Origin of the sequence: Bacillus sp. LNXM12-1 (genome assembly GCF_003004375.1) — a bacterium.
Lineage (GTDB): Bacteria > Bacillota > Bacilli > Bacillales > Bacillaceae > Bacillus.
This window is the reverse complement of the sequence record NZ_PVWX01000003.1, coordinates 106,514-128,047: the sequence shown is the minus strand read 5'-3', so window position 1 is coordinate 128,047 and position 21,534 is coordinate 106,514. Positions and strand designations below refer to the sequence as shown.

The following is a 21,534-nucleotide window of genomic DNA, read 5'->3' as shown; positions in this document are numbered from 1 at the left end:
TCAAAGTCCTTCTAACCATTTCTTCATTTTTTCATTAGCAGTGTTTCTTTTTGAAGATTTAACTTTATCCGATTCCTGATCGGATTTAAAGTATTCCAGGATTTTTAATTTAATTTTATGTATTTCTTCATCATTTAATTTTACGAGTGTTCTTGATACTCTAGCTGCAATTAAAGTTCTTGATTTCATAACGTAAGGGAGAAACTGTAAATCGAACACTTTAATAAGAAAATTTTTAAGGTCTTCGTTTTTTTTGAAAATTTCTTTTGAATAAATTAGAGCTATGCTTATTCCTAAGACTTCTATAGAATCAACGGATTCATATAAAAGCCTGTTGAGGTATTTATCCATTTGTAATTGAGAGCTCATTCAGTCTCTCTCCCCTCTATTTTCGTAAGAAATTCAATACATATGTTTTTAATGTCATCTTCAGACTTCTTATAACGAGATGCAATATTACCTTGATATCCAACAGTTAGATCATTTACCAGATGGGTAAAGGAATCAAAAAGATCAATTTCTTTAACAATATCGGAAGACTCAAAGGTTTCTCTTAGTTTCTGAACTTTTTGTCTGTTCATATTATCAACCATAGTGTATACAATTCCGAGTGGATGAAGGTTTAAATCTTCATCGAATTTAAGTCGGTCGATAACCTGTTTTAATAATTTGATTCCTAGTATAGAGTACCGGTCTATTCTGTTAGGGACAATATAAAAATCTGAAGCTTTTAGAGCGGCATCTGTGTAAAATGAAATTGTCGGTGGGCAATCTATAAAAATATAGTCATACTCTTCTTTTAAAGCGAAATCTTTAATGAATTTTTTAATTCGCCTAGATTTTGATCCATCATTTTGATTATCGTCAAATATCAAGTCAATATTACCACAAATAAGGTGGATGTTTGGATATTCATTGCTGCTTATTATAATTTCAGATGGTTCAGGGAAAGCAAGTTTGTGACTTATTGTTTCTTGTGTTTGAAAAAGCTTTCTAATAGATTTATTATGTCTGTATTCATTCATGTATTCATCTTCGAGATTTAATAAATCTAATAAAGTTTGAGTGGTGTTAAATTGCGGATCAACATCGATAAATAAGATTTTTTTATCCATATAATTAGCTAAATACTCTCCCATACCTATGCAGAGGGTTGTTTTACCTACTCCACCTTTCATATTGATGAAGGAAATAACTTTACCCATTTTATTCATGATTGATACCCCTTTTTATGTATTTTTTTAATTACTTATATCACATATAGAATGTCGAATGCTTAAAAAAAATGTCGAATAATATTAAAAAATGTATTTTATCAGATGTGAATATATTGATTAGTAATATCTGCGGACTATAAAAACATCCTTAAATTTACCTTAAATATCCTATAAAGTGTTTATTTGAATTTAAAGTAAAACTATACTAAAGGAGCTTTAGATTACATAAATAGGAGGATTATTAGGTGAAAATTACTAAAAAGGTTTTAAGTTTGCTATTAATATTTTCATTGTTTGTAGGTGTTACAGGTTTTATTCCACAAGTGAAAGCTGTCGGTCAAGACGAAGATGAGGTTTATTTAGAAGATAGTAGTGTGATTCTTGAAGAAGATAATGATGCTGATGCTGAAGAAGAACTTGAAGAAATTCAAGGAGTGGAAGAAAACTCAGATGAAAGTGCTCTAAGCGAAGAAGAACTAAAAAGTATTAAAATAACTACTCAATCTTGGGATAGAGGTGGTTTTAACGGAGGTCGTATCGGAGGCGGCGGTGGAGGTGGTTCCATTGTACCAAAGCCAAAACCAACACCAAAACCAACAGCAAAACCTAAGCTTCCTGCAAAAGGTTTTAAATCTGGAGCAGCGGGTGAAAAATTCCTAAATGATTATGTAGGTGGAGTTGGGCATAAGGTATATAAAAATGTTCGAGTATATGATCACAAAAAAGGTAAATGGGTAAAAGAGAAAAGAATTGTGGACGCTTATGTTCCAAGTACAAGAGTGGCACATGAATCAAAAGTTGGTTACACAAGTCTATCAAATTTTGTAAGAAAACAGATTGACAAAGATGTAGCTTTAAGAAAGGCTGGTCAAGTGGATGGAGTGAAGTGGCACTTTTTTAAAAGTGCTAAAACTGGTAAAATAGGAGCAACTAAAAATTTAAGAGAATATTTAAAGAAAAAGAAAGTTCCTTATCAATACCACGACTAATGTTTTGGAGGCTATTAAATGGATTACCCTCTAATGGAACCACCATTTGAAGTAGGTTCACACGAATCACTTTCTAAAAAAAAGGCGCAAATTCTTTTTGATTGGTTTATTAATGAAATACCTCAAAGGATATCTGTTTTAGAAGAATTTACGAATGGTGAAGTAGATTTTAATTATACACCGGAATCTTTAATTGACGTGTATAGTTGGTACTTATCTCAAATTGAAATTTATGAGTTATCCGAAGAAGAAATAGGAATAAAACTTGAAAGGTTAAGTCACTATCCTGACTTTATTTATCAAGATGAAAAAGAACGGTTACTAGCAAATCCAGTTGAAATTGGAAAAGTGGATTATGCGATAGCAATGGATATTGGTATATATTATGGGGAAACCGTTAGGAAAAACTATCCGCAAGTGAAGTGGACATACTTTACTAAGCCTAAATCACATCCCTTTTTAAATAAGCCAGTATTATATTTTAATGATGCTGATGATGACATGATATCTTATGAAAGAGAACCAATCGATATGATGTTTGTTCTTAATCAAAGAATAAAAAGAGGAGAGATTACAGATCACAGTCTGTATGAACTTTATCAATACGATGTGAATGAAATTCTCGGCATCTTTGAGGATCCTGAAGATTAAGATAAAGGGGCAACTTCTGACTTGGAAGTTGCTCTTTTTAGTGTATCAGACATTTGGATACAGAAAGGTTGGTTAACTGATATTAAAACCGCCATTCTCTTTTCTCTTTATCCCATTTCAATTCTTCTTTTTCCAGAAGGTTTTTGACTGCTTGCCTAACAGTCGTCTCATCTTTACCAGTTTTTCTTTTCAGATCATCAATTGTTGGATTCTTACGGAAGCGACTCATATTATAAATAATTCGATAGATCTTTCTTTCGAGATCAGACATACAATCACCACCAAAAACAGTTTAACAGAATATATGTTTGTAAGGGAGTTTTGTTAAATGACACTAGGAGGAAAAAACTTTGAAATCTTTTTGGGAAATAGACGATGAAGGTTACTATACGTTAAAAAAGATCAACGCAGAAGAAGTAGCGAAGGCTGAAAAGAAACTAGGAGTCACTTTGCCAGATACATATAAAAAGCTCATATTAGAACAGAATGGTGGTTATACAGTTCATAATGCTTTTCCAACGACTCACTCTAATTCATGGGCTGAGGATCACATTCAATTTAATCACCTGCTGGGAATTGCTGAAGATGAAGGGATTATGGATAGTGCTTATTTGATAAAAGAGTGGGAGCTGCCAGAAGGGCTTGTTTTGATTAACGGGGATGGCCATACTTGGGCAGCGATGGATTATCGAAAAACGAAAGAGAATCCTGCAATTCATTATTTTGATGTTGAGATGGAAGAAGACTTTAAGTTAGCAGATTCCTTTGATGAATTCATTCAGGGGCTTTATACAGCTGAGTACACTGTTGATGAAGAAGCAGCAGAGGGTGAAAATGAACTTTCTGAAGTTCATTTAAGCAAAGAAGAACTTGAAGCCATATTTGAATTGGACGTCCTTGATGAAGGTAATCTGTATAAAATTCAGTATTACCCGATGGTTGATTTGAACGAAATTGAATGGTTTTTTAAAAAGATGCAATACCACATTGAAAAAACAAAAGATGAAGATATGCTTTATCAAGTAGGTGATACGATTCTCTGCATTTTCTTATTAAATCAAAATATGCCGATCAACGAAAAAATTAGTGAGATTCTGCATCAAATAGCTAAATTTTTAGAAAAGAATGATGACCCACTGCTAGTGAATCTAGGAGAAAATATTGCGATTGAAACAGAAATTCTATCTTAATAGAACGATCTTAAGGTGTCCTTTCTAGAAAAATTATTGGGGATTGCTAAAGAAGAAAAAGTGAACAAAGAGCTGATCAATTAAATTAAAGAGTGCTCTTTAAAGCAACTCTTTAATTTCTTCTTCTTTGTTGTCCATGAAGGGTGTAATATAATCAACATAGAAATATTCTCTGTGCTCTTTTCCGTAAATATCAATTAAGCTTACTCCGAATTTAACTCCTCTCTTTCCATTAAGAGGATTAAAGTACTTAACATCATTATTAAAAAGAAACTCACTATTCGAATCTCTTGTTATCAAAAGTGTTAATTTTAAAGGAACAATAGATCCTGCGGATAAATCAAACGCACTATGTTCTGCGGTTACTCCATTAATATTTATTTTAGTTATATCAAAAAGGCTAAAGTGATCAGATTCGTAGAAAATAAATACAGACTGGATAGCTGTAGGTGCTTTCCCTATATTGAAAACATTTATAGAAATAGTCGTTTCGATATGATCTGCATATGAGCGGTTCTCACATTGTTCTTTCCCCCACTTGTCAAGTTTGAAGTATACATGCAAATTAGGCTGGCTAACTCCTATTTTAATTTTTGCTTTATTTTGTATTGCTTCTTTGAACCAGGCTAGTAAAAACCCAAGTAAAACACCTAATATTGGAAGGAATACCTTTATATCTTCCATATGTAAAATCCCCCTTTATAAATATCCTTATATTTATCGGCATCCATAAGGAATCTTTAATCACAGAGGGGCAGAGTTTTCGATGGGAACAAATGTTTGATTAACGATTTGGATTTCGTTATAATAAGAATAAGATTGACCCCTTCATGAACCTGGCTGACACTCAGTCAGGTCTTTTTTATATCTACTTGTGAACTCGTTTTCTTTTTATATAGGGACAGTCAATGTTGCGTAATCTTGCAGGAGGTGATTTGAGATGGAAGTCAAAATTATTGAAGGGCCTAATGTTGACAAGCGTCTTAATGGTTGTTACCACTATTTGATTAAGTGGTGGAGAGAGGAGTTAAAACGTAGTAATCTACACGAGGGGATTTCTCAAGGTGTAACCAATAAAAGGGCAGAGGATGGGCAGCGCGATTAAAGTAAAACTGAACTACAAAGTTATGTGCAGATAAAGGCTTCTCATTAGATAAATTAAATTCAAAACAGACCTTTAGGGGTCTGTTTTTTATGGGGACGGATTGGGGACGAACCCTTTCAGTTTTCTTCAGAAATGCACATTTTTTATCAGAAAGGCTCATCATAGAACCTTATTAAATCAGTCTTTTTCAGGGAAGGTCTGTTTGCTTCGGATGAGGTCATTCACCTTGACTGGGTAGAGGTGACAGTTCGATCCAGCTTAATTAGAGACCATCGTAAAGAACCCTTCTTGTTAAAGATTAAAGAAGCAATAAGTAAAAAATATGAAACTATTTTATTTCCTCATCCATCACTTTCTTATATTTTTCAAATTCAGAATCCTTCATTTCTCCGTTCATTTGAAGCAGGAAGTTCCCTTTTGAATATGTGTGAGAGAAGAACATAGATCCAGCATTGCCCAACTCATCATAATAAGATTTGGCCTGGTTAAGGTCAGTTTCATTTCCAAATTTAAAAATCCTTCCACCAGCATTTTCACCTAAAGAAGGAATGAGAATCCTTTTTCCTTCTTCTCTTATATTTCCAAACTCTTTTTGTTCAAGATCAGTTGGTTTTTCTGCTTCAAGTCCAGCACTTTTGAACGCTTCAATCACGTTGTCTGTTGTGAGCTGTTTTTTAGTAGATGCTGCATTGCTACAAGCTGTTAACAATAATAAACATGTAAAAAATAATACAAAATATTTCTTCATAGTCGATCCTCCTGATTGATAGATGCATAAGGATCTTACACTAAGTAATTTCTGTTTACTATCCTTTCGACAAAAGTAGACAAATGTGAAAAAATAAAGGAAGGGTAAAATGATAACGTTCAGGAGAATACACATTTGATAAAATATTTAGTGGAGGGGAGAAAGATATGAAGTCACTTTTACTAATTGGACAATCAAATATGGCGGGGCGCGGCTTTAAACATGAAGTGCCTCCGATTTATAATGAAAGAATCATGATGCTGCGAAATGGTAGATGGCAAATGATGACTGAACCCATTCATTTTGATAGGCCGGTAGCTGGCGTAGGACTGGCGGCTTCCTTTGCGGAGGCTTGGTGCAAGGATCATGAAGGAGAGAAGATTGGTCTTATTCCATGTGCCGAAGGTGGCAGTTCCATTGATGAGTGGTCGCTAGACGGAGCATTATTTCGTCATGCAATAAATGAAGCTAAATTTGCAAAGGAAAATAGCGAATTGGTCGGGATATTATGGCATCAAGGAGAAAGTGACAGCCAAGATGGGAAATATAAAGCATACTATGAAAAAATACTAAGATTATTTCATGAACTAAGAACTGAATTATCTGTACCTAACATTCCGCTTTTAATAGGAGGTTTGGGCGATTACTTGGGAAAGGTGGCATTTGGCGCAGGGGGTGTGGAATATCAACGTATTAATGAGGAACTACAAAAATATGCACATCATAATGAAAATTGTTATTATGTTACTGCGAAAGGTCTTATATCTAACCCAGACGGAATTCACATCAATGCGATGTCCCAGAGAATATTTGGTATAAGGTACTATGAAGCATTTCGAAAAAAAGAACATATACATGAGCCAATACCAAATGAAAATGAGTTAGTCAATGAATGTCATAATAGAATGAATACCTCAGCGGAGAAAAAATACATAGCACTAGAAAAGTTCACGTTGGGCAAGATTACTTACGAAGAGTTGCTGGAGGCTTTATCGTAGGTTAAGCTTATGGTAGCCTTTGAATGAAACCGTTATAACTCATAGTTGTGATAGACAGAAACATAACATATCTCTTGAAAGGATGATTGTGGTGGTGAAAACAGATAAAGTCTCCTCCTGAATACATGAAATCACATTCAGGAGGAGATAAAAAATGTTTAAACAAATAGACGAAAATTACCCGCGAAAAGAGCACTTTCATCATTATATGACTCTAACCCGATGCTCATATAGCCTGGTGATCGATCTAGACATCACGACATTGTTTTCAATATTGAAAGAAAAAAAGTTAAAAGTATATCCTGTGCAAATTTATTTATTAGCAAGAGCTGTGCAAAAAATACCGGAGTTTCGAATGGATCAATTGAACGATGAACTTGGTTACTGGGAACTTCTCCATCCTAGTTATACGATTCTAAATAAAGAAACAAAGACATTTTCAAGTATTTGGACGCCTTATGACGAAAACTTTGCTCAGTTTTATAAAAGCTGTGTAGCGGACATTGAAACATTTAGCGAAAGCAGCAAACTATTTCCCAAACCTAATATGCCAGAAAACATGTTCAATATTTCAAGTCTGCCGTGGGTTGATTTTACTTCTTTTAACCTTAATGTATCTACAAATGAGACTTATTTACTGCCAATATTTACGATAGGCAAATTTAAAGTGGAAGAAGGAAAAGTCATTTTGCCCGTTGCGATTCAAGTACATCATGCTGTTTGTGATGGCTATCACGTCGGTCAATATGTGGAATATTTGAGGTGGCTTATAGAACATTGTGACGAGTGGTTAAATGATACAATGCAAATTACCTGAAGACAACAGGTACTCCCATGGAAATCTAGAAGATGAAGGCAGACTGAAATGAGTCTGCCTTTTTGTTTTGTGATGATCATGAAATGTGCCAAAGGTTTACGATGCTACATTTGTTCTTTTTGCGGTTTCTTTTCGGTGCTTTGTAAATTATTGTATGTGATAATAAATGTAATATAAGGGAGTCTAGTGGAAGGGGAATAAGGGATGGAGAAAGTTCTTTCTTCACATGTAGGTGTGAAAATAAATGAATGGTATAAAATGATTCGGCAATTCAGTGTACCCGATGCAGAGATTTTGAAAGCTGAGGTAGAACAAAAAATTGAACGGATGGAAGAGGATCAAGATCTGCTCATTTATTATCAATTAATGTGTTTTCGACATCAGCTTATGCTCGATTATATTAAACCTTCAGAAAAACGATCGCCTTCTGTTTCTGATTTGGTTGATAAAATCGAAAATTCAAATCATCAACTTTCTGGTATGCTGCAATACTATAATGCTTTTTTTAGAGGAATGTATGAGTTTAGTAAAAAAGAATACATACAGGCTATCCAATATTATAAGATCGCTGAAAGGCAGCTCGCATTGGTTGTTGATGATATTGAGCAAGCAGAGTTTCACTTCAAGGTGGCTGAAGCCTACTATATTATGAAACAAACTCATGTTTCTATGCATCATATTATAAAGGCCTTAGACATCTATAAGCAGCATGAACAATATAAAGTTCGCCAAATACAAAGCTTGATTGTTATTGCAGGAAATTATGATGATTTCAAGCGATATGACAAGTCATTAGAGCATCTAAATACAGCTTTTTCTATAGCAGAAGAGCTCGCCGATAATATGTTAATTGCTAAAATTCTATTGAACATAGCGAATACATATGATCGACAACAAAAGTACACTGAAGCAATCATACGCTACAGAGAAGTTTTAGACATTATTACACCACGAAGTATTGATATAAAACCAATCACCCTATTTAGTTTAAGTTGGTCGTTGTATAAGTCTAGTCAACATGATGAAGCCGCTCCACTCGTAGAAGATGGTCTTAAGTGCTCCTTAGAGAGAAATGATTCGTTGTGTTTGATGTTATTTAAAGCTTTAAAAGCGATTTATATAGATGGTAATGAGAAAGCAATTCAAGAAGTGCTAGATTATTTTGAGGAAAAGCAACTATATGTCTATGTCGAGGCATTTGCTCAAAGTATAGGATTATCTTCTGAAAAAAAGGGGGACTTTGAAAAAGCTGCCGAATATTATAGAAAGGCTCTTAAAGCTCAAAATGATATTCAAAAAGGAGAGTGTCTGTATGATTATTAAAAAATTACTAGTCATTGTATCCATTGTATTGTTAAGTGTTTCAACAGCAGAAACTTTGAAAATCATTGGAACAAAATCAATTCGGAATACAACAATGGAGGAACAACAAAAATCAAATCGAAACACGACTATGATTGATCGAAATACAACCTCTGAAAACGTATAGACAAGATTAAAACAGACTTTAATAGTCTGTTTTTTTATGAAGTAGAATGAGCAAATGAACAGTTGGTCAATGTTATACTTATCTCAATAGATATAGGGAGGCACCCACTTTGAAGCCATTTTGGGAGAAAGAAGAAGAGAGTCCTTTCACGTTAGAAAAGGTAGATGAGGAAAAAATTCGTGAAGCAGAAGGAAGACTTGGCGTCACTTTACCTGATACATATAAAAAGCTCATTTTAGATTGGAACGGTGGTTTTACAGTTCGTAATGCTTTTCCAACCGAACGGCCAAATTCTTGGGCAGAGGATCATGTTCAATTTGACCATCTAAGAGGAATCGCAAAAGGTGTTGGAATTATGAACAGTCCTCAGTTAAGTGATGAATTGGATCTGCCTGAGGGACTTATTTTCATCAGTGGGGAAGAAGATACATGGATCGCAATGGACTACCGAGAAACGAAGGAACGTCCTCCTATTCACTATTTTGATTTAGAGCTGGAAGTAGATTTTAAGCTGGCAGATACTTTCGATGATTTTATTGGGCAGTTATATACAGCTGAAGATGCGATGGTCGAAGTAGTAGAGATTGAGGAGGAAGCTTCGGATTTATATGTCAGTAAAGAAGAGCTTGAACACATATTTGAGAGGCAAGACCTTCGTCAGCAGAATCTCTTCAAAATGGCACATTATCCGATGGAAGAAACAGAAGAGATCGAATGGTTTTTCAATCGTATGAAACAATGCATCCAACAGATAAACGATCAACATGTTTTGTATGAAGCAGCGATAACGATTCATTCCATCCTTCTATTAAACCCACATATGCCAAGAAATGACCGTATCAATCAAGAGCTGCAAGAAATTGCTGAATTTCTAGAAAAGAGTGGAGAGCCTAATACCGCCTTTTTGGGAGAAGACATTCATCCAGTGAAAAAACGATAGTGAAAGAAGAAAAGCCCCTGTAAAGGGCTTTTTAAATGTAGTTTAAGACCTCTTTTTATTTAAAATTTTCATGATGAATAATGCTATATATGAAGCAATGAATGAGCCAAAAGTGTAAACAACTGCCCAGCCTAAGAAGGAGACATTAAAAAGTGTAAATGTCAGGATGAGTAAAATGATAAAGCTCACAACTGGCATGAAATAAACCTTTTGTACAATCAATGTGACGATAAAAGAGGCGATAATCATACTGACTGGAAGCAAGCCGAATGCGAATTCTAAATGAGTCATACCAATTCTCCTTTTAAATGACTTAGCTACATTTGAGTTTAATAAATTATTAGACAAAAGAATCAATAACCATATCATAACATGAATAAATACAATTATTTCATTTTATGTAATTGGGTGGGGTATTTGATGATTTTAAATCCCTCTTTTTGTGATCTTATTGAAAGTTATATTTAAATAAAGTATAGTTATTTTATATTACAAAGAGGAGGATGGTTAAAGATGATGCATGCAGGAAGATTACGCCAGCAAACTTTGAACAATCAGTAATTTCATATGTTCAAAGGCTCTGTTTTCATCAAACGGAGTAAACGGGGTATTCTGCACATTTTTAATGATCTTCAGCGGGAAAGTATGCAATTTCACTAGAAGACAGGCAGATAATCGTTCTGTCTTTTTTGTATGTTTATATCATACAAAGAAAGGCATAAGTCTAGCTTTGTTTACTCTGACCACATAAAATAGCCTGTTTGTGGTTTTTTGTGATGATATTCTTGATGCCTATTGATCATGACTAAATGAGCAATTGGAGGAATGAATATGAATAGACTAGATTTAAAGCAATTAGCCAATCATCACGGATTAGAGATTTTAGAGAATACCATCAAAATAAATGAATCAGGTGTTGATTTCCGTGTCGCACATGTCGAAGATTTACATGGTGATCAATGGATATTAAGAGTGCCTCGCAGACCTGAATCAATGAAACATACCTTACAAGAAAAAAAGACATTAGATCATATTAGTAAGCAGGTTCAATTTCAGGTCCCTCAGTGGTCTATCTTTACAGAAAGTCTGATTGCTTATAAACAATTAGAGGGGGTACCGGCGGCTAGTATTGATGTGGAGAAGCAATCGTATGTGTGGAGTTTTGACCAAACGAATGTACCGCAAGCCTATTACGAATCATTAGGAAGAGTTTTAGCGAATGTACATTCCTTAGATCAACAGCCTTTTAAAACGCTCGGTGTGGAGATGCTCAGTGCTCATGAATTAAGAGAATCAATGAAACAGCGAATGGAACGTGTCAAATCGCAATACACCATTAACAGCGGTTTATGGGAGCGCTGGCAAGCATGGCTAGCAAAAGATTCTTTATGGCCGCCTTTCGTGGGGGTGAAGCATGGAGATTTACATCCTGGCCACATTCTGATTGATGAAAATCAATGTGTTACGGGTGTGATTGATTGGTCTGAAGTGGGGGTTGGTGATGTATCTGCAGACTTTTTGTCGCATCAACTTCTCTTTGGGAAAGAAGGATTAACAAAACTTATCCATGCGTATGAAAAAGCAGGCGGGAGAACTTGGCCAGGAATGGATGAACATATAATAGAACTTCTGACTACAAGTGCGATCACTGTGGCCGAGTACGCACAGAGATCAGGTTTGAAAGATATGCATGAAACTGCAGCATACATGTTGGCAAACGAAAGCTAATCAATCAGGACGAATCCAAAAAAAAGCCCCTAAAAAGGGCTTTTTTTAATCTAATTCATGAAAAAACTGTTTGAGTTGATCAATGAAAACGGATTTTGATTTTCCTTTTTTATAAATGAACTCGATATTGATATTGAAATTGATGGATGGATCGATTGAAATTTGTTTTAATGTTCCTTGTTCTACCTCATTTCTAACGCAATGATGAGGTAGAAACGATAGTCCCATTCCTTAAAGCACTAAATTTTTTGCGGTTTCCATATGATCAACCTCAATGGAAATGTTCGGTGTGATGTTGTTCTTTTGAAATAATCGGTGGAGCATCAACCAATCAAATGACCCATAGTCAAAGAAAATAAAAGGCTGTTCTTCTAGTTCTTTCATATTGATGTTGTCATGGCTGGCGAGCGGGTGATGAGTTGGGACGAACAGCCCGATTGGATCGCTGAAAATAGGGATTGATTCAATTTGAGAATGTGTTTCAGTTCTGACAATCCCAAAGTCTACTTGGTTGTTAATCACTTTTTGGACAACATCCTTTGAATGTCCTGTTACGATTTTCACTTTCAGGTTTTCGTATTTTTCTTTTAGTGCGGGTAATATGTTAGGCAATAGATTATTGGAAATAGAGGATGCGCATCCAATCGTCAATTCATAAGGGATCATCGTTTGTTTGAGACTATGCTTTGCTTCTTGATAAGAATGGAGGATCTTTTTGGCATGCGGGTAAAACTGTTCACCTTTTTCCGTCAGAGATAGTTTATTTCTCTGTCTATCAAATAATTTCAGGTCTAATTCTTTTTCTAACGATTGAATACGTGCCGAAACAGAAGGCTGGGTTAAATACAGTGCTTCCGCAGCTTTATTGATACTGCCTAGCTGGCATACATAAATAAACACTTCTATATTCTCAATATTCATTTTATCCCCTTATATTACGTTCTTTAAATGTTTAGCTTTTCAAGCTCATACACTAATTTTACAGCTTCTTTCGCCAAAATGACAGTAGGGTCAATCACTTTCACATCTTTAGTTGACCTTAGTACTAAGGGGATTTCTGTACAGCCGGCAATGATGGCTTCTGCCCCTTGATTGATTAATATTTCTGCAGCTAATGCCAATTCACTTTCGCCTTTACTTAATTTTCCTGCTTTCACCGCATATATCCCATTCATCACGTTTTTCTGAAGATTTTCACTAGGAATCATGACGTCAATCTTGTGATGAGCACAAGCCTTTTGATAGAGCTGGGTTTTTAATGTTCCATCAGTACATAGTAAGCCCACAGATGTATATTGATGTTTGTTCAGGTAATTTGCGGTTTCTAATGGCATATTCATAATAGGGATATGGGTGGAATGTTGTACGTTTTCTAAAAAGAAGTGAGCGGTATTGCATGCAATGAGAATAAAGTCCGCTCCTGCACGTTCTAATCTCTTAGCTGATGCAATCATATCATCTGTAGGATCTTCGCCTCTCCCAAATATGGCATTGGTTCTATCAGGGATTTGCGGATAATTATCAGCAATCACATGGATATGATCCTGATCTTTTATCGCTGGAGTATGAGAAATGATTTTTTTCATCAGATCAATCGTTGCTAAAGGACCCATCCCGCCCATAATTCCGATCGTTGTAGACATATACGCCACCACATTTCTTTTTTTTCTATTATAAAAAAATAAAGCATGGTGAGCGTTATAGAAAAGTTCTATATGTATATAGAAGGTTTATCAAAAGCGTCTTTTAATAGCGCTTAGCGGCCCTCTCTGATTGAAATTGGCGAATAACAACCCGGTGTATCCTTGTAAATATGCTGTTTGCACTCATGTTTTAACCTCACTTTTTAGTTTGTTTTTGATTTGAAAAAGTCTATCAGCCATTCAGATAGCTGCTGCTGTGCTTTACTGACAAATCGATCTGCATAATAAGTTAATTCCAAGTGACGAACAGGCGCCGGATCAGCAATAGGAATCGAAACAATATTTGGCCACGTCGAATGGTATTGCAGCAACCCTCGCGGCTGAATGGTTGCACCGATGCCGGCTTCAACCAGCTGCAATAATGAAGATGCGGACCCAACTTCCATGACGGTGTCCAGTTCAACACCCTGTTCTTTACATACGTCATCTACTAAATCCCTTCCTAGATATCCCTTCGGATACATAACCAAGGCATGCTGCGTCAGCTCTTCCAATGTCACTTCACTCTTTTGGGCTAGATCACTTTCTGAATGAACAAATAATTCGTAGGGCTCACTTCCAAGTGGAATTTGAACGAGACGCTTATCCGCAGGCCCTCGCAGCCCGATGCCGAGGTCCACTTTATGCGACAGTACTTCTTCACGAACGAAGATCGTTGAATATGCTTTCAGATTGGTTTCGGGATAAAGTGTTTTAAATTCTACAAATAGCGGAACAAGCTGAAAGTCAAGATCGGAGGGGAGTACTGCAAGTCGTACGGTTCCTCGTTTTTCAGATAACAGTTCTTTCATCGCATTTTTTGCATCTCTTTCAGCTTGAAGCATTTTCATACCATATTGATAAAGCAGAGAACCCGCTTCAGTTGCAACGACTTTTTTACCGATTCGATCAAAGAGCGGCATCCCAACTTCAGCTTCAAGCAGCCGAATCTGTTGGCTTAATGTAGGTTGTGATATCCCTAATTGCTCAGCAGCTTTTGTAAAATGTAAATGATCGAATACAGCCATGAAATATGTAATATGACGAGTATCCATTTGTCATCCTTTCATAAATAATAGTTTTTTACTATCATCATAATACGAATTATTGTATTGATCAATGAATGCAGCAGATTTATACTCAAAGTAACTTCAACAAGATGAGAGAGGAAGAAGAGCATTGATGAAAAAAATATTTTATTTAACCGCTTTATTTTTAGCTGCACTAAACTTGCGCCCAATTATTACGTCCGTGGCTTCTATGATGAGCATGATCCAAACAGACCTTGGTGTCAGTGCACTGACAGCAAGTCTTCTAACTACTTTACCGGTCTTGTGCATGGGGGTCTTTGCACCTGTAGCAACTAAACTAAGCCGCCGTTTTGGTTTAGAGAGAACCCTCTTTTTCTCGATTCTTCTCATCACGATCGCTACTGGATTACGTGGGACGAGTCAAACGGTTGCCATCCTTCTCATCACTGCATTTGCAGGAGGAGTTGGAATTAGCTTTGCAGGACCATTGTTGTCTAGTTTTATCAAAAAGTATTTCCCGAAAAACCCGGGGATTGTGAGTGTCTATTCTATTTCGATGACGATTGGTGCAGCGCTTGCTTCTGGCTTCACCATTCCGATATATCTTCGCAGTGAGCATAACCTTCCGCTCGCCTTGTCTTGCTGGGCGGTTTTAGGGATCATCGCATTGATCTTATGGCTAGGGCTGGCTCGGAAAAAACAACAGGCTGATCATGCAGTTTTACCGCTAAGGCTACCGCTGCGAAACAAAAAAGCCATTCAATTCACCTTGTTCTTTGGCTTTATGTCCAGTATGTTCTATTCGTTAACAGCATGGATTTCACCCATCGCCCTTAGTTTTGGAAATAGTCCACAGTATGCCGCCATGCTGCTGACGATATTTACACTGATTCAGATTCCGGTGGCACTACTCGTTCCAGGAGTCGTCACTCGCTTAGGAAAACCGAAATTATTTCTTATTTTATGCAGCGTGTCAGAGCTGATCGGCCTTATTTTCCTTCTACTTCCAATGCCGATTTTGCCAGCCGTCATTTTTCTAGGGATTGGGGCAGGTGGATTATTTCCTTTAGCACTTATGCTGCCCATTATTGAGACGCTTACACCGGAGGAGGCTGGTACATGGTCCGCTATGTCGCAGATGGGCGGATACATCATGGGCGGGTTTGGTCCGTTTTTCATTGGCTTGGTTTTCGATCTAAGCGGACATTTTCAAGCTTCCATTGTCGCAATGCTCGTCATTGTCTCATTGATGATTGGTGTTCAGTTATCAATGAAATTAGGTAGAAAAGAGGAAGAAGTGTCGAGTTAAATCATGCTGCTTCACATTTCAATCAAAACGGGGAGGTTTTATTGCTTAAGAAGGGGAGCCTGGGTAGAGATACTGGGTGCTTGTTTATGATGGAACGTAAGGAATGTCTTCATTTTTCGCAGCCGCTTTTATAGCTTTTCTTTATTGAGTTTGCGCAATAATGGAATATTTCACAAAATAATAGAGTCACCTAAAGGAGGCAAGTATTGTCTCTCTTTTGTTGTTTTAGGAGTAAACACCAGTGATACATTCATTTAACCAGAAATGCTATTGCTTTTTTGCTCGATTAAGAGTTTGATTATAATAGAGACTGTAAAACAGAAGGCGATAGAATAATTCAGTATCATGAGCTCCAGTTATTTTTGCAAGATATGTTCCGAGAAAAATTTGCATAAAAAGAACTAGAGGTGAATAATATGACAAGCTATGAGTCGAAAGACATTTTAAAGCAAGCAATCATGAAGACGTACAATCAATACGATGAAGAATTCAATATGATTCCAGAAGAAATGAAAGATGATCGAATAGAGGATGTAAGCCGAACTCCTGCAGAAAATTTGGCCTATCAAGTTGGTTGGACAACCCTGCTGCTTCAATGGGAGCAACACGAAACTGAAGGAAAGGTTGTCCATACGCCAGCAGAAGGTTATAAATGGAATCAGCTTGGCACATTATATTCTCTTTTTAATGAGAAGTATGCCTGCCAATCACTAGTCGCATTAAGAGCTCAGCTCAAACAGAATGTTTTAACTATTTGTGATATGTTGGATCGTATGAGTGAAGAAGAAGTGTTTGAACCTCATCAACGAAAATGGGCGGATGATGCGACAGCAAAGGCTGTTTGGCCAGTTTATAAATTTATTCATGTGAATACCGTTGCTCCTTTTAAAAATTTCCGTACTCAAATTCGTAAATGGAAACGATTAAAACAAGTATGACGTGAAGGATATACGATGTACATATTTCGTTAGAACTAAACTTGATTGTATCATCTTATTTTAGAGAGAACAGGGGGTGCTGATTCGAGCCCAGTTATTCCTTCTTATCAAAATTACGATCACTCACATGGCTTCTTTACAGGAGCTTTTTTTCTTATTTTTGCGGTTTCTTTTCGGTGTCGGACGATTCACAAAATGATAATATATGTCATTATAGGGAAAATAGAGGGAGGGGTAAGGACGGATGGAGAAAGTGCTTTCTTCTCACGTCGGCTTGAAAATCAATGAATGGTATTATCATATTCAAAGATTTAACGTACCGGACGCCGAGGCATATAAAGAAGAAATCAAATCAATGCTTGATCATATGGAAGAGAATCAGGATTTATTATTGTATTTCTCACTTATGGAGTTCAGACATAAATTAATGCTTGATTACTTGAATCCTTTAGAAAATGGGAAAGAGCGGGCGAACTTTAGGGAACTCGCAATGAAGATCAAAAGGGATCAAGAGAAATTAACAGGTTTGCTCGAGTATTACTTCAATTTTTTCTACGGCATGTACGAATTTGAAAACTATGAATACCTCAATGCGATTACCTTCTATAAGCGGGCAGAAAAAAAGCTGTCTCTTGTCAGCGACGATATTGAACGTGCCGAGTTCAATTACAAGATGGCAGAAATCTATTACCACATGAAACAAACCCATATGTCGATGCACCATATCGCACAGGCAATAGAATGTTATCGAGAAAAAGATACATACACAGTAAGAGAAATCCAATGTTCTTTTGTCATTGGATTAAACTATATAGATATGGGCTGCCCCGAAAAAGCAATACCCCATTTTCAACACGCACTAGAAAAAGCCGCCGACAACTCAACAAAACGATTAAAAGGATCAGCACTGTATAATTTAGGGTTGAGTTATTTTCATAACAAAGAATTAGCACAAGCGATTATTCACTTTAATGACTCGATTAGAGCATTTAGAGAGCAGGGATACGAGCATTTAAATAGAATCTTAGATCCGCTCATTATGTTGTCAAAAGCCTACTTCAAAATGAAAGAACAGGATTTAGGTACATACGCTTTAAATAACGGAATAGAACTATCTGAAAAGCTGAAAGATCATGTTCTATTATTGATATTCAAGTTTTTAAGATCCCTATACATTGACAACAATTTTGAGCAGTTGGAAAAAATAATGGAATTGTTAGAAATAAAGTCAATGTATCCTGACCTGGAAGATTTAGCAAAAGATGCTGCAAAATATTATAATGAGATGGGAGATAAAGACAATGCGATGCATTTCTATGAAAAGATTCTTTATTTCCAAACTCAAGTGAAGCGGGGGGACTGTCAGTATGAAATTTAAAACGTTATCAGTAGTATTCGTGATGATTAGTGTCATAAGTGTTGTTAGTTATTTTACGTCAGAAGTGACAGCAAGTCATGATGAAGCTAGGAGAGGTCATACTGCAAGTATTGGTTATACTGCTTAAGTAAAAAGCCCTTTAAGGGCTTTTTACTATAAAACGGAATATATGCTATGAATAAAGAATATTTTTTCCATAGAAAACATACTGAGGAGGAAGTAAAATGACAATGTTAAAATCAACATTATTTCGAAGGATTTTCATTATATTTTTTGCTTTAACCTTTATGATTAGTCTGTTCAATATGGCTGTGTTTCCAGGGACGCCAGCGTCTTATTATGTTGGCCTGATTTGTAAGATGTTGTTTATCGGTTTGTTAAATGGTCTATTTTTCGGAACAATTATCTATTTGATTGTCACCCTTCTCTTTGCTAAATCTTCAAAGGAAAATCAATAAACAAGTGAGCGGCTAAAGACCGTTCTTTTTTATTTTTAAAAATTGGACATGCTATTTTAAGAGAAAATGAGATGACTTAATTTATGATCTAAATCGCAATTCCTGTAAATGTTTTTCCATCATATATTCAATTATTTTTAATAACTTACTGCATTATATTTTAAAGGGTGTTACCGTTGGATGTAAGGAATGATTGGCCAATCTTCCAATAAGAGTTGGAGGGAAATCATGAATTGCAAAATTGAAATAGTAAGCAATATGAAGATGGTGTATATGAGGAATATAGGACCGTATGGAAGCAAAATGAATATAGAAATGATGAAGCATTTTAAAAAATGGATCAATAAACATCAATTAAATGATGAATTAAAGAAACATGGCATATACGGGGTTCCTCAAGATGATCCTGCAAGGACTTTACCTGAAAAATGCAGATATGACCTCATGATCATGACAAATAGAGATTTCTCTAATGATCAAATGGTTCAGGCTGGTCATTTTGAAGGGGGAAAGTATGCTGTTTTTACAATGAGGCATACAACTGAAAAAGTGAATTTGTTTTGGAGTCAATTACCTGACTATATTCAGAACAATCAATTGAACATGCGTCAGGCACCTACTATAGAGCGATATAGAGAAGAGGAAGGCGAAGATAAGGTGTGTGAATTCTTACTGCCTATCTTTTAGACAATTTATCGAACGTCAATTAAAACAGACCTTTATGGTCTGTTTTTATGGTTAAATCATCTAGGACTCGTTGCTTCAAATGCTATACTAAGGCTAAACTATAAATGAAGGGTCATGATAGGAGGAGCATTGTGTGATATTCATCATAGGCATTGTCATTGCTTTTATGATTGCTATTTTAGGTTTTACTGTTTTCGTAGAAGTAGGAAATGGACTGGGAACGGCTCTCAGCATCATCGGAGGACTGGTCATTTTATTCATAGCCGGTAGATTACAAAGACGAAAAGAACAGAATGATCCCAACATATTATTAGATAAGATGATGATGTTTTTTCACGAAGATGGATTTCAGGCATCTACATATATCTTTTCAGAGCAGGTTGATAAGGGATTTGCGATTGATGATGAGCTAGAGAAATTGCGCTATATTGAACATCAACCTGGCGGCTCATCTAGAAAATATAGATTTGCAGTCACTGAGCTTTCCTTGAAAGATTTGAAACAAGTTGAGATGTTAGAAGATGGTGTGCCAATTGAATATTCAGCTGAGAGTGATGATAAAGAAGAGGTCTCGACGCTTGAATTAAGATTAACTATGAATGATCAAGAATCATCAACGATCACGATCAACTTCTTGCAATTTGATGGACCTGTTCGTAAAAGCAACGCTCATTACTTAGCTGAACGGGAAAATTTGCAGGAGGTTTATGATGATATTGAAGCAATGATGAAATCTGCTAATCACCGCTCATAGAGAAGAAATCACAGTTTGATGTGGTTTCTTTTTTTATGTGTACCCAAGAAAAGCTGGTCCGGTCATTGTAGTTGAATGTTTTTCTCAAAAATGAATAAAGATAGACTAGACGCGAAAGCGAACATGGAGATAGAAAGAACTCTCATGTGATGAGGAGGAAAAATAAATGAAAAAGCTATGCAGGGAAGTTTGGATCGAAGTCAACCTTGACGCGATTAAAAGAAATATCGGGGCCATTCAAGCGCATATTCCGAGGAAAAGTAAGATCATGGCTGTCGTGAAGGCGAATGCTTATGGACACGGTTCAGTGGAGGTAGCGCGGCAGGCACTGGAGAGCGGTGCGACGGAGCTCGCAGTTGCTAGCTTGGAAGAAGGCATTGTATTGAGGAGAGCAAAAATTGAAGCACCGATTCTGGTCCTTGGATTTACGCCGCTTGACTGTGTGAAAAGGGCTGCAGCCTGGAGAATTGACCTTTCAGGCCTTCGTGAAGACTGGATTGTTCAAGCAAATGAGATCTTAGCGGAAGAAGAAAGTCAGCGCCGGCTTGGGATTCATGTCAATGTCGACACAGGTATGGGGCGATTAGGTGTACGAACGAAGGAAGAGCTGTTAAGAGTGGTGGAAGCCCTTGAAAAGAGTGAAAACCTTAGATGGGATGGGATTTTTACGCATTTTTCCACTGCAGATGAGCCTGACCCTGATTTTACGCAGCTGCAGCACAGCATTTTTATTGATTTTCTTCGTTTTTTGAAAAAACAAGGAATTAAGCTGCCGACCGTACATATGAACAATACAGCGGCTGCCATCGCGTTTCCTGAATTTAGCGCCGATATGATTCGACTAGGCATCGGGCTATATGGGCTGTATCCTTCGCAATACATTGAAAGCTTAGACGCTGTTCAGCTAGAGCCCGCTCTCAGTTTAAAAGCAAGGATTGCGTTCGTGAAGGAAATGGTGACAGAGCCAAGGACCGTCAGCTATGGTGCAACGTATGTAGCAAAACCTGATGAAATCATTGCCACCATACCGATCGGTTACGCAGATGGGTACTCACGTGCTTTATCAAATCGGGGATTTATGCTTTTCCGCGGAAAACGAATGCCGATTGCTGGCCGAGTCACAATGGATATGACGATGATCAGTTTAGGAGAAATGAAAGCAAAGCAAGGCGAGGAAGTGGTCATTTACGGCCGTCAAAAGGACGGAGAAATTTCTGTCGATGAAATCGCCGAAATGCTCAATACGATCAACTACGAAGTCATCGCCACCTTAAGCCGCCGCGTCCCAAGGTTTTATCGTCGAGGCGGGAAGATTATTAAAATATCGACGCCGGTGATGTATGTGTGAGGGTAAATAACAGGTGCAATTTGAGGATATTTGTTCTGGTGTACAATGATAAAAATTAAATTTTATTACAAATATGT

Annotated in this window: 25 protein-coding genes and 1 pseudogene; 17 read left to right on the top strand and 9 right to left on the bottom strand. The window is 36.6% G+C overall.

Annotation, left to right across the window (positions count from 1 at the left end; all coding sequences use genetic code 11):
* Together C6Y07_RS12925 and C6Y07_RS12920 are read right to left on the bottom strand one after the other, a co-directional pair.
* Positions 1-369 carry a hypothetical protein gene (locus tag C6Y07_RS12925; RefSeq protein ID WP_106156809.1) on the bottom strand — a complete coding sequence of 123 codons (369 nt, stop codon included), beginning with the start codon at positions 367-369 and terminating at the stop codon, positions 1-3.
* On the bottom strand, positions 366-1,214 hold the full coding sequence (locus C6Y07_RS12920) for a ParA family protein (protein ID WP_106156807.1): 849 nt from the start codon (positions 1,212-1,214) through the stop codon (positions 366-368). The genes C6Y07_RS12925 and C6Y07_RS12920 overlap by 4 nt, the downstream gene beginning before the upstream one ends.
* A gap of 248 nt (positions 1,215-1,462) precedes the next feature.
* Here C6Y07_RS12920 and C6Y07_RS12915 point away from each other — a divergent pair, with 248 nt between their 5' ends.
* Both C6Y07_RS12915 and C6Y07_RS12910 read left to right on the top strand, forming a co-directional pair.
* Positions 1,463-2,206 (top strand): hypothetical protein, encoded by a 744-nt coding sequence (locus C6Y07_RS12915; RefSeq protein ID WP_106156805.1) that lies wholly within the window; start codon positions 1,463-1,465, stop codon positions 2,204-2,206.
* Positions 2,207-2,224: 18 nt separating this feature from the next.
* A complete protein-coding gene (locus tag C6Y07_RS12910; protein WP_087977374.1) occupies positions 2,225-2,857 on the top strand; it encodes a hypothetical protein in 633 nt (210 codons plus the stop codon).
* Between the two features lie 82 nt (positions 2,858-2,939).
* Here the strand turns inward: C6Y07_RS12910 and C6Y07_RS12905 are convergent, their stop codons facing one another.
* Positions 2,940-3,128: a BlaI/MecI/CopY family transcriptional regulator gene (locus C6Y07_RS12905; RefSeq protein WP_106065101.1), complete on the bottom strand. Its 189-nt coding sequence runs from the start codon at positions 3,126-3,128 to the stop codon at positions 2,940-2,942.
* A 79-nt stretch (positions 3,129-3,207) separates the two neighbouring features.
* Between C6Y07_RS12905 and C6Y07_RS12900 the strand changes: the two genes are divergently transcribed.
* Positions 3,208-4,047 (top strand): SMI1/KNR4 family protein, encoded by an 840-nt coding sequence (locus tag C6Y07_RS12900; RefSeq protein WP_106156803.1) that lies wholly within the window; start codon positions 3,208-3,210, stop codon positions 4,045-4,047.
* Between the two features lie 99 nt (positions 4,048-4,146).
* Here the strand turns inward: C6Y07_RS12900 and C6Y07_RS12895 are convergent, their stop codons facing one another.
* Positions 4,147-4,731 (bottom strand): hypothetical protein, encoded by a 585-nt coding sequence (locus C6Y07_RS12895; protein ID WP_106156802.1) that lies wholly within the window; start codon positions 4,729-4,731, stop codon positions 4,147-4,149.
* A 256-nt stretch (positions 4,732-4,987) separates the two neighbouring features.
* On the opposite strand from C6Y07_RS12895, the gene C6Y07_RS18975 reads away from it, so the two are divergent.
* On the top strand, positions 4,988-5,152 hold the full coding sequence (locus C6Y07_RS18975) for a hypothetical protein (protein WP_189318373.1): 165 nt from the start codon (positions 4,988-4,990) through the stop codon (positions 5,150-5,152).
* A gap of 328 nt (positions 5,153-5,480) precedes the next feature.
* Here the strand turns inward: C6Y07_RS18975 and C6Y07_RS12890 are convergent, their stop codons facing one another.
* Positions 5,481-5,900 carry a hypothetical protein gene (locus tag C6Y07_RS12890; protein WP_060596046.1) on the bottom strand — a complete coding sequence of 140 codons (420 nt, stop codon included), beginning with the start codon at positions 5,898-5,900 and terminating at the stop codon, positions 5,481-5,483.
* Positions 5,901-6,067: 167 nt separating this feature from the next.
* On the opposite strand from C6Y07_RS12890, the gene C6Y07_RS12885 reads away from it, so the two are divergent.
* From C6Y07_RS12885 to C6Y07_RS12865, 5 genes are all read left to right on the top strand, one after another.
* Entirely contained in the window at positions 6,068-6,898 is an 831-nt protein-coding gene (locus tag C6Y07_RS12885; RefSeq protein ID WP_066031021.1) for a sialate O-acetylesterase, read from the top strand.
* A gap of 154 nt (positions 6,899-7,052) precedes the next feature.
* Positions 7,053-7,715: a type A chloramphenicol O-acetyltransferase gene (catA, locus tag C6Y07_RS12880; RefSeq protein WP_066031020.1), complete on the top strand. Its 663-nt coding sequence runs from the start codon at positions 7,053-7,055 to the stop codon at positions 7,713-7,715.
* A gap of 204 nt (positions 7,716-7,919) precedes the next feature.
* Entirely contained in the window at positions 7,920-9,038 is a 1,119-nt protein-coding gene (locus C6Y07_RS12875; protein ID WP_106031524.1) for a Rap family tetratricopeptide repeat protein, read from the top strand.
* Complete coding sequence (locus C6Y07_RS12870; RefSeq protein ID WP_060596049.1) at positions 9,028-9,204, top strand: hypothetical protein; 177 nt, start codon at positions 9,028-9,030, stop codon at positions 9,202-9,204. Before C6Y07_RS12875 ends, C6Y07_RS12870 begins: the two co-directional genes overlap by 11 nt.
* A gap of 109 nt (positions 9,205-9,313) precedes the next feature.
* Complete coding sequence (locus C6Y07_RS12865; RefSeq protein ID WP_106156800.1) at positions 9,314-10,144, top strand: SMI1/KNR4 family protein; 831 nt, start codon at positions 9,314-9,316, stop codon at positions 10,142-10,144.
* A gap of 42 nt (positions 10,145-10,186) precedes the next feature.
* Here the strand turns inward: C6Y07_RS12865 and C6Y07_RS12860 are convergent, their stop codons facing one another.
* Positions 10,187-10,435: a DUF2651 family protein gene (locus C6Y07_RS12860; protein ID WP_003211793.1), complete on the bottom strand. Its 249-nt coding sequence runs from the start codon at positions 10,433-10,435 to the stop codon at positions 10,187-10,189.
* A 540-nt stretch (positions 10,436-10,975) separates the two neighbouring features.
* Between C6Y07_RS12860 and C6Y07_RS12855 the strand changes: the two genes are divergently transcribed.
* Positions 10,976-11,872 carry a macrolide 2'-phosphotransferase gene (locus tag C6Y07_RS12855; RefSeq protein ID WP_060596052.1) on the top strand — a complete coding sequence of 299 codons (897 nt, stop codon included), beginning with the start codon at positions 10,976-10,978 and terminating at the stop codon, positions 11,870-11,872.
* Between the two features lie 45 nt (positions 11,873-11,917).
* Here the strand turns inward: C6Y07_RS12855 and C6Y07_RS12850 are convergent.
* The 3 genes and pseudogenes from C6Y07_RS12850 to C6Y07_RS12840 all read right to left on the bottom strand — a co-directional run bounded on the left by C6Y07_RS12850 (position 11,918) and on the right by C6Y07_RS12840 (position 14,609).
* Positions 11,918-12,793 (bottom strand): annotated as a pseudogene (locus tag C6Y07_RS12850) (LysR family transcriptional regulator).
* Positions 12,794-12,816: 23 nt separating this feature from the next.
* A complete protein-coding gene (gene cuyB, locus C6Y07_RS12845) occupies positions 12,817-13,515 on the bottom strand; it encodes a cysteate racemase (protein WP_106072276.1) in 699 nt (232 codons plus the stop codon).
* Positions 13,516-13,718: 203 nt separating this feature from the next.
* The gene (locus C6Y07_RS12840; protein WP_106031527.1) at positions 13,719-14,609 is read right to left on the bottom strand and encodes a LysR family transcriptional regulator; all 891 of its coding nucleotides are present in this window, start codon (positions 14,607-14,609) and stop codon (positions 13,719-13,721) included.
* Positions 14,610-14,736: 127 nt separating this feature from the next.
* Here C6Y07_RS12840 and C6Y07_RS12835 point away from each other — a divergent pair, with 127 nt between their 5' ends.
* The 7 genes from C6Y07_RS12835 to alr all read left to right on the top strand — a co-directional run bounded on the left by C6Y07_RS12835 (position 14,737) and on the right by alr (position 21,457).
* Entirely contained in the window at positions 14,737-15,894 is a 1,158-nt protein-coding gene (locus C6Y07_RS12835) for an MFS transporter (protein WP_106156798.1), read from the top strand.
* Positions 15,895-16,310: 416 nt separating this feature from the next.
* Entirely contained in the window at positions 16,311-16,832 is a 522-nt protein-coding gene (locus C6Y07_RS12830; protein ID WP_060596056.1) for a ClbS/DfsB family four-helix bundle protein, read from the top strand.
* Between the two features lie 244 nt (positions 16,833-17,076).
* Complete coding sequence (locus C6Y07_RS12825) at positions 17,077-18,210, top strand: Rap family tetratricopeptide repeat protein (protein WP_034663131.1); 1,134 nt, start codon at positions 17,077-17,079, stop codon at positions 18,208-18,210.
* Positions 18,211-18,434: 224 nt separating this feature from the next.
* The gene (locus C6Y07_RS12815; protein ID WP_106071557.1) at positions 18,435-18,668 is read left to right on the top strand and encodes a hypothetical protein; all 234 of its coding nucleotides are present in this window, start codon (positions 18,435-18,437) and stop codon (positions 18,666-18,668) included.
* Between the two features lie 228 nt (positions 18,669-18,896).
* Complete coding sequence (locus tag C6Y07_RS12810) at positions 18,897-19,355, top strand: AraC family transcriptional regulator (RefSeq protein WP_106156796.1); 459 nt, start codon at positions 18,897-18,899, stop codon at positions 19,353-19,355.
* 133 nt (positions 19,356-19,488) lie between these two features.
* Positions 19,489-20,109 (top strand): hypothetical protein, encoded by a 621-nt coding sequence (locus tag C6Y07_RS12805; RefSeq protein WP_060596058.1) that lies wholly within the window; start codon positions 19,489-19,491, stop codon positions 20,107-20,109.
* Between the two features lie 166 nt (positions 20,110-20,275).
* The gene (alr, locus tag C6Y07_RS12800) at positions 20,276-21,457 is read left to right on the top strand and encodes an alanine racemase (protein WP_106071554.1); all 1,182 of its coding nucleotides are present in this window, start codon (positions 20,276-20,278) and stop codon (positions 21,455-21,457) included.
* Positions 21,458-21,534: the final 77 nt, after the last annotated feature.